This is a genomic window from Bradyrhizobium sp. 2TAF24, from assembly GCF_052115025.1.
Taxonomy (GTDB): Bacteria; Pseudomonadota; Alphaproteobacteria; order Rhizobiales; family Xanthobacteraceae; genus Bradyrhizobium_A.
Genome location: NZ_JBFRFW010000024.1, coordinates 84,154 through 91,881, shown reverse-complemented (window position 1 = coordinate 91,881; position 7,728 = coordinate 84,154). Strand labels below are relative to the sequence as shown.

General features: G+C 67.0%; 7 protein-coding genes and 1 pseudogene. 6 read left to right on the top strand and 2 right to left on the bottom strand.

The features are described from left to right. Positions 1-151 (top strand): annotated as a pseudogene (locus AB4Z37_RS28875) (polysaccharide biosynthesis/export family protein); the annotation flags it as partial. A gap of 367 nt (positions 152-518) precedes the next feature. Here AB4Z37_RS28875 and AB4Z37_RS28870 read toward each other — a convergent pair. Continuing rightward, positions 519-1,193 (bottom strand): dienelactone hydrolase family protein, encoded by a 675-nt coding sequence (locus tag AB4Z37_RS28870; RefSeq protein ID WP_441520158.1) that lies wholly within the window; start codon positions 1,191-1,193, stop codon positions 519-521. A gap of 63 nt (positions 1,194-1,256) precedes the next feature. Beyond that, entirely contained in the window at positions 1,257-1,589 is a 333-nt protein-coding gene (locus AB4Z37_RS28865; protein WP_441520157.1) for a hypothetical protein, read from the bottom strand. 81 nt (positions 1,590-1,670) lie between these two features. On the opposite strand from AB4Z37_RS28865, the gene AB4Z37_RS28860 reads away from it, so the two are divergent. The 5 genes from AB4Z37_RS28860 (at position 1,671) to AB4Z37_RS28840 (ending at position 7,728) form a co-directional block, all read left to right on the top strand. After that, positions 1,671-3,008, top strand: a complete 1,338-nt coding sequence (locus AB4Z37_RS28860) for an acyclic terpene utilization AtuA family protein (protein ID WP_441520156.1) — start codon at positions 1,671-1,673, stop codon at positions 3,006-3,008. Positions 3,009-3,246: 238 nt separating this feature from the next. Then, positions 3,247-3,591, top strand: coding sequence for an AtuA-related protein (locus AB4Z37_RS28855; RefSeq protein ID WP_441520155.1), 345 nt, complete (start codon positions 3,247-3,249; stop codon positions 3,589-3,591). Between the two features lie 100 nt (positions 3,592-3,691). Next, positions 3,692-4,624, top strand: a complete 933-nt coding sequence (locus AB4Z37_RS28850) for a DMT family transporter (protein WP_441520154.1) — start codon at positions 3,692-3,694, stop codon at positions 4,622-4,624. A gap of 309 nt (positions 4,625-4,933) precedes the next feature. Next, positions 4,934-5,425, top strand: coding sequence for a (2Fe-2S)-binding protein (locus AB4Z37_RS28845; protein WP_441520153.1), 492 nt, complete (start codon positions 4,934-4,936; stop codon positions 5,423-5,425). Continuing rightward, a complete protein-coding gene (locus tag AB4Z37_RS28840; protein WP_441520152.1) occupies positions 5,422-7,728 on the top strand; it encodes a molybdopterin cofactor-binding domain-containing protein in 2,307 nt (768 codons plus the stop codon). Before AB4Z37_RS28845 ends, AB4Z37_RS28840 begins: the two co-directional genes overlap by 4 nt.

The following is a 7,728-nucleotide window of genomic DNA, read 5'->3' as shown; positions in this document are numbered from 1 at the left end:
GGCGATCGCCGGCGGCTTCTCGCCGCGGGCGCAGAAGGCCTCGGTCGATCTCACCCGCACCGACCGCAACGGCGCCGTCCGCGCCACCGTGCCGCTCGGCACCATCATGCGCCCGGGCGACACCGTCGTCGTCGGCGAGCGCTGGTTCTAGGCGAACGCCTGCTCTCTCCGCCCCTCAATCCAGGAGCTGCCTCTATATGGTGCTGCCTCTATATAGAGTGCGCGGCTGCCGGGTGAGGAAGGTTCATACGTGAGGCCGAGGTGCCTGCGTTGGCGTGATCATGTCCGGCTCTATCGCTTGTCTCTGTCGTGGCCGGGCTTGTCCCGCAAGTCGGATATATCCGACGTGCTCCCTTATTAGAACGCAACTCGTTTAGGGACGCAGTGCCCTCCTTATCGAGGTCGCCGGGAGACCTTAGTCCTGGCGATCCGTCAAAGATGGATCGCGCTGCCCGGCGACGACAAGAGAAGTGACGTTCGACCATAACTGAGAAAACGGGTCACACGCTGCTGCTGCCTCACCCGAGCAGATGCTTGGCAAAAAACGCCAGGCTGCGCTGGCGGGCGAGGTCGGCGCTCGGCTTGTCGTAGCTCGCGCGCTGGTCGCAGTTGAAGCCGTGCTGGGCGCCGGGATAGACGAAGATCTCGACGTCCGGGCGCTTGGCGCGCACCGTCTCGACATCGGACAGCGGAATGCCGTGGTCCTTCTCACCATAGTGCAGCATGGTCGGCACCTTCGGCGTTTCGTCGGCGAAACGGGTAATGGCACCGCCGTAATAGCCGATCGCCGCCGTGATCCCGTGAAGGCGCGTCGCCGCCGCGAAGGCGATGCTGCCGCCGAGGCAGAAGCCGATGACGCCGACCGGGCCGATCGATTTCACCGCGTCGATCGCCGCCTGGGTGTCGCGCAGGAAGGCGTCGAAGTCCGGATTGGCGACGAACTTGCGCGCCACCGCGACTTCCTCGGGCGAGTAGCCGGACTGGAAGTTCGGCTCGACCCGGTCGAAGATCGCCGGTGCGATCGCGGTGTAGCCCTGCACGGTGAAGCGGTCGCACACCGTGCGGATGTGGTCGTTGACGCCGAAGATCTCCTGGATCACCACGACAGCGGCCTTCGCCGGGGTGGCGGGGTCGGCGCGATACGCGCCGAGTTCGAAGCCGTCAGAAGCCTTGAGCGTAATGGTCTGTCCCATGGTCGGGGTCCATGCTGGAGGGTGTGTTGTTGGAGAACGTATGCGATGCGGCGGCCCGGCGGGCTACTGCCACATCCAGTTGTGGCCCCAGTCGCCCTTCCAGCCGGTGAGCCGGCCGTTGCGGAACTGAAGGAACAATTTGTCGTCGCGCAGAAGGAAGCCGCCGCCACTGCGCGCGGCGACGTAGACTTCGTTGCCGATGCGGCCGTTGACATAATTGAGCGGCGCGCCGAGCGCGGTCGCGGCATCGTCCACGCTCATGCCGAAGACGAGCGGGGTGTTGTTCGACAGCGTGCGGGTGAACGGAGCGGGCGGCCATTCGCCGGCGCGCGCCGGCGTCAGGGCGGCATGCGCCAGAGCGAGGGCGACAACGGTGGCGAACGGAACTAGCTTCATGCGGCCGATTGTTCTTCGGATTGCGGCGCAACACAAGTCGAAAGCGGACGAGGTGCGGAGGATGCTGTGCCGGGGGTGAGAGTGGGAGCGGGCTCTGCCTGGTGGGGTGATCGCATCGAACCGGCCCGGCTGAACGCCGAGCAGGGCGATCTTGATTTTCTCTGCTTCGAGACCATGGCGGAAGCCACGGTGTCGGCCGCCCAGGTACGCAAGCGCCGCGATCCCGCATTTCCCGGCTACGACACCTATCTGGATGACCGCATGCGCGCGGTGCTGCCGGGCTGCCTGCGCCGCGGCACGCGCATCGTCACCAACCAGGGCTGGATCAATCCTGATGGCGCGGCCGAGCGCATCGTGGCGCTGCTGCGCGAGCATGGCGCGGCAGGAAAGAAGGTGGCCGCGGTGTCAGGCAGCCTGATCACGGATCTCGTGCGCACCCTCGAAGCGCCGATCCTGGAGACCGGCGCACCGGTCGGCAGCATCGCGACCGGCCTCATCTCAGCCGAAGCCTATCTCGGGGCGGAGCCGATCGTCGCCGCGCTCGACGCCGGTGCCGATATCGTGGTCACCGGGCGCGTCGCCGACCCCTCGCTGTTCCTGGCGCCGCTGATGCACACATATAAGTGGCGCGCCGACGATTGGGGGCGGCTCGGGCAGGGCAGCGGCATCGGCCATCTGCTGGAATGCGGCGCCCAGGTGACCGGCGGCTATTTCGCCGACCCGCCGTTCAAGGATGTGCCCTCGCCGTGGGATCTCGCATTTCCGATCGCCGAGGTCGAGGCGGACGGCAGCGCGGTTCTCGGCAAGGTCGCCGGCACCGGCGGCGTGATCGACCGCCGCACCGTCGCCGAGCAGATGCTCTACGAGGTGCATGATCCGGCGAACTACATCACCCCGGACGTGGTGGTCGATTTCGCCACGGCGGTGGTCGAGGAGATCGCTCCCGACCGGGTTCGGGTCCATGGCATCGGCGGCAAGCCGCGGACGCCGACCCTCAAGGTGTCCATGGGGTGCATGGAAGGTTTCATCGGCGAGGACATGTTCTTCTATGCCGGCCCGGGGGCGCTGCGCCGGGCGCAGCTCGCCAAGCGCATCCTCGAGGAGCGTTTCCGCATTGTCGGGCTCGACGCCGCCGACCTGCGGATCGATTTTCTCGGGCTCAACGCCATCCATGGCGCGGCGACGCCTGCGGACGCGCCGGAGCCTTACGAAGTCGCGGTGCGGGTGGCGGCTCGCACGAACAGCCGTGACGAGGCGCTCAAGGTCGGCCGCGAGGTCGACGGCATGGCGGTGTCCGGCGTCGGCATGACCGGCAAGCGCGTGCCGCACCAGGACCGCAGCCGCGAGATCATCGGCGTGTGGTCGACCCTGGTGCCGCGCGAGCGCGTGCCGGCTGCGATCACCTGGTATGAGAGCTAGTGCCGATGAGGATTGCTCCTGGCAGGGTCATGACGGACGTTGTCCCTCATCTTGAGGAACACGCACAGCCTGCGTCTCAAAGGATGAGGCCTCTGCCGCAGTGGCCTCATGGTTCGAGACGCGGCCGAGAGGCCGCTCCTCACCATGAGGAGAGAGGGGGGCGGCCTGGATCGCAGTGGTCCGGGTGCACGCCGAACGGCGCGGCAGCGCCGGCGTATCGACATCGGAGCAACAAACCATGCAGGTGAATCTCGAACGCATCGCGCATGTGCGCTCCGGCGACAAGGGCAACACCTCGAACATCGCGGTGATCGCCTATCGCACGGAATTCTATCCGCTGCTGAAACAGCAGCTCACCGCGGAGCGGTTCAAGGCGTTCTATCGCGGCGCCATCAAGGGGCCGGTCACCCGCTATGAGGTGGACAATCTCGGCGCGCTCAACTTCGTGGCGGAGGGCGCGCTCGGCGGCGGGGTCTCGCGCAGCCTCAGCCTCGACAATTACGGCAAGGCGCTGTCGGCGGCCATCCTCGGGTTTCCGGTCGTGGTGCCGGATGCCTATGGCCATCTGCTGCAAGGCCGGTGACGACGCGGCCATGCTTCGACCGCGGACGAAGCTTTGAGCGGCCGGGGGCTGCGATCATCGCCGCGATCGGCGACAAAGAGAGAGATGTGAAATCGTGACCATGGCGATCGGTGCCCCGGCAAAATCCCGCTATGCGGCCAATCTGGTGCTGCTGCTGGCGCTCGCCACCGTGTGGGCGGGCTCCTACATCTTCATCAAGCTGGGGGTGGCGACCATCCCGCCGGTGACGCTGATCGCGGCGCGCACCCTGATCGCCGGCAGCATCCTGCTTCTCATCCTGCGCCTGCGCGGCATTGCCATGCCGCGCCAAGGCGCGGTATGGCGCCGCTTCATCATCCAGGCGTGCTTCAACAGCGTGCTGCCCTTCACCCTGATCGCGTGGGCGGAGCACGAGGTCGATGCCGGGCTCGCCACCATCCTCAGCTCCAACGCGCCGATCTTCACCTTCCTGCTGGCGCTGGTGTTCCTGCGCCACGATCCGCCGACGCCGCGCCAGCTGTTCGGCGTCACCGCCGGGCTCGCCGGCATCTGTCTGATCGTCGGCCTCAACGCGCTGTCCGGCCTCGGACAGCAGGTGCTGCCGCAGCTCGCGCTGGTCTGCGCGGCCATCAGCTTCGGCGGTGCGGCAATCTTCGGCCGCAATTTTTCCGGGCTGGATCCGATGGTGCCGGCCGCGGGGTCGATGATCTGCGGCGCGGCGGTGCTGGTGCCCGCGAGCCTGCTGTTCGACCATCCCTGGACGCTGTCGCCCTCGGCGACCTCCGTCGGCGCGCTGCTCGGCCTTGCCGTCGTCTCCACCGCGCTGGCCTTCGTGATCTATTTCCACCTGATCCAGACGCTTGGTCCCGTCGGCACCACGGCGCAGGCCTATCTGCGGGTGCCGATCGGCGTCGTGCTCAGTGTCGTCCTGCTTGGTGAGCGGCCGTCCGCCACCGCCTGGATCGGGCTGGTCTGCGTGATCGTCGGGATCGCCGCGATGACCATTCCGTCGCGCGGAAGCCGCGGGCCGTCGCAGCCGGCATCGGGCGGATAGCACCAAGACCGGTGCGCCGTCGGCGCAGCGTTGCCCACTGGTTCGTCGTCATGGCATGCGCGCGGCGCATATGATGGTCGACCGTTCAAGCCGTTGTGATCGGCCGCGCGCGCCTATCGCGGCGCAACAAGCGCGGACGCACGTGGATTTTCGTTTCGAACGATTCCAATTGGCGTTGCCAGCGCTGCGGAACCGGATCATGCTCCGCCGTCCGGCACGGCCCGGTGGTGTCGGCCCTCTCTCGTCTTCAATCCCGTCTTCAACGAAATGTCGCCGTAAGCGACGTCACGCACCGGCAGGGGAAGATCGATGCCCACTCTGAATATCAATGGACGGAACATGTCCGTCGAAGCGGCCAGTGATACGCCGCTGCTCTGGGTCATCCGCGAACAATTGCAAATGACCGGAACCAAGTTCGGCTGCGGCGCGGGGCTGTGCGGCGCATGCACGGTGCATGTCAATGGCGAAGCGGTGCGGTCGTGCCAGACCGCCGTGAGCGATGCCGTCGGCAAGAAGATCACCACCATCGAGGGTCTGAGCGCCAAGGGCGATCATCCGCTGCAGAAGGCGTGGATTGCCGAGCAGGTGCCGCAGTGCGGCTACTGCCAGTCCGGCCAGATCATGCAGGCGGCGGCGCTGCTGGCCAAGAACACCAACCCGACACGCGAGGAAGTCGTCGATCACATGGACGGCAACCTCTGCCGTTGCATGACCTACGCGCGGATCCAGAAGGCCATCATGCGCGCGGCGTCCGACATGCGCACCGCGTCGAACACGGGCAACGATCGGAGGAGCACATGAATACGCACGTCCGACTGCCCTCTTCGCAGGGCTCCAATCCCAAAGGGGACACCGATCTCAGCCGCCGCGCCTTCCTGGTCGGCGCCGCCGCCAGCGGCCTCGTGCTCGGCTATGCCGGCGTTCCCGGTGTGACCGGCCATGCCGCCGTCGCCGCGCCCGCGAGCTTCGAGCCCAGCGTGTGGTATGCGATCGCGCCCGATGGCCTCGTCACCGTGACCTGCGGCAAGGCCGACATGGGTCAGCACATCGCCTCGACCATGGCGCAGATCGTCGCCGAGGAGCTCGGCGCGAGCTGGAAGGACATGCGCGTCGCGCTCGCCTCCAACGATCCGAAGTTCAACGATCCGGTGCTCGGCGTCCAGATCACGGGCGGCAGCTGGAGCACCATGATGAACTTCGACGCCATGAGCCGGGCCGGTGCCGCCGGACGGATGGCGCTCGCCGACGCCGCGGCCGGTCTCATGGGCGTGCCGGCAGCGGAAGTGATCGTGCGTGACTCCGTCGTCTCGCATCCCAAGTCGAAGAAATCGATGACCTTCGCCGAGGTGGTGAAGAGCGGCAAGGCGACGAGGACCTTCACGCCCGACCAGCTCAAGGCGATCAAGCTGAAGTCACCGGATCAGTACACCATGATCGGCGTGTCGGTGCCGCAGCTCGACATTCCGTCCAAGACCAACGGCACGGCGAAGTACGGCATCGACACCTTCCTGCCGGGCATGGTGTACGGCAAGCTGGTGCTGCCGCCGGTGCGCTACGGCGCCAAGGTGACGGCGGTCGACGACAGCGCGGCCAAGAAGGTGCCGGGCTTCATCAAGGCGGTGACGGTCGACGACAAGACCGGCACGACCACCGGCTGGGTGGTGGCGGTCGCCAGCACCTACCAGGCGGCGCGCAAGGCCGCCGAAGCGCTGAAGGTGACCTGGGACAACGGCCCGAACGCCAAGGTCTCCAGCGCATCGCTGCTCGCCGAGGCCAAGCGTCTGCAGGGCCTCGACGACTCCGGCCTGTTCTTCGTCAAGAACGGCGACACCAAGGCGGCGCTCGACTCCGCGGCCAAGGTGCTGGAGGCCGAGTACACCACCAACATCAACATCCATGCGCCGATGGAGCCGATGAACGCCACGGCGCAGCTGCAGGGCGATATCTGGCACCTCTATTCCGGCAACCAGTTCGCCACCCGCTCCGGGGCGATCGCGGCCGCGGCGGTGGGTGTCGATCCGAAATACGTGGTGATGCACCAGACGTGGCTCGGCGGTGGCTTCGGCCGCAGGCTCGACGCCGACATGATGGTGCCGGCGATCATCGCCGCGAAGGCCGTCGGCAAGCCGGTCAAGGTGATCTACGCGCGCGAAGACGACATGACGATGGATTTCTCGCGCCCGCTCACCTACCAGAAGATCAAGGCCGGCCTCGATGGCGACGGCAAGCTCGTCGCCATGAACCATGACGTGGTCAGTGCGTGGCCGACCAAGCGGTGGGGCATTCCCGACTTCCTCACGCCGTCGGTCGACAAGAAGGGCGGGCTCGACGGCTTCACCGTCAACGGCGCCGACCACTTCTACACCGTGCCCAACCACAACGTCCGCGCCATCATCAACGAGCTGGCGCAGAACGCGACTCCGTCGGGCCAGTTGCGCTCGGTGGCGCCGGGCTGGACGTTCTGGGCGGTGGAAAGCATGGTCGACGAGCTGGCCCATGCGGCCGGCAAGGATCCGGCCATGTTCCGCATTGCCATGCTCGACGGCCAGGGCGACAACAATGGTGGCGCGCAACGCCTGCGCAACACCCTGCTCGCCGCCATGGGCCTTGCCGGTTACGGCACCAAGCCGTTGCCGAAGGGCGAGGGCATGGGCGTCGCCTGCGTGTCGTCGCAGGAGCGCAAGACCGCGAGCTGGACGGCGTGCGTCGCCCATGTTGCCGTCGGCTCCGACGGTGCGATCAAGGTGAAGAAGCTCACGGTCGCCACCGACGTCGGTACCGCGGTCAATCCCGACGGCATCCGTGCCCAGGTGTCGGGCGCGGCGTTGTGGGGGCTGTCGCTGGCGCTCTATGAGAAGGCCACGATGAAGGATGGCGGCATCGAGCAGACCAACTTCGATGGCTACACGCCGCTGCGCATGAGCCAGGTGCCGGAGGTCGAGGTCAACATCATCGCCAATGGCGAAGGCGCCACCGGTGTCGGCGAGCCCGCCGTCACGGTGATCGCCCCCGCCATCGGCAACGCGGTGTTCAATGCCGTCGGCGCACGCGTGCGCGCGCTGCCGATCACCGCGGAGGCCGTGAAGGCCGCGATGAAGGCGTAA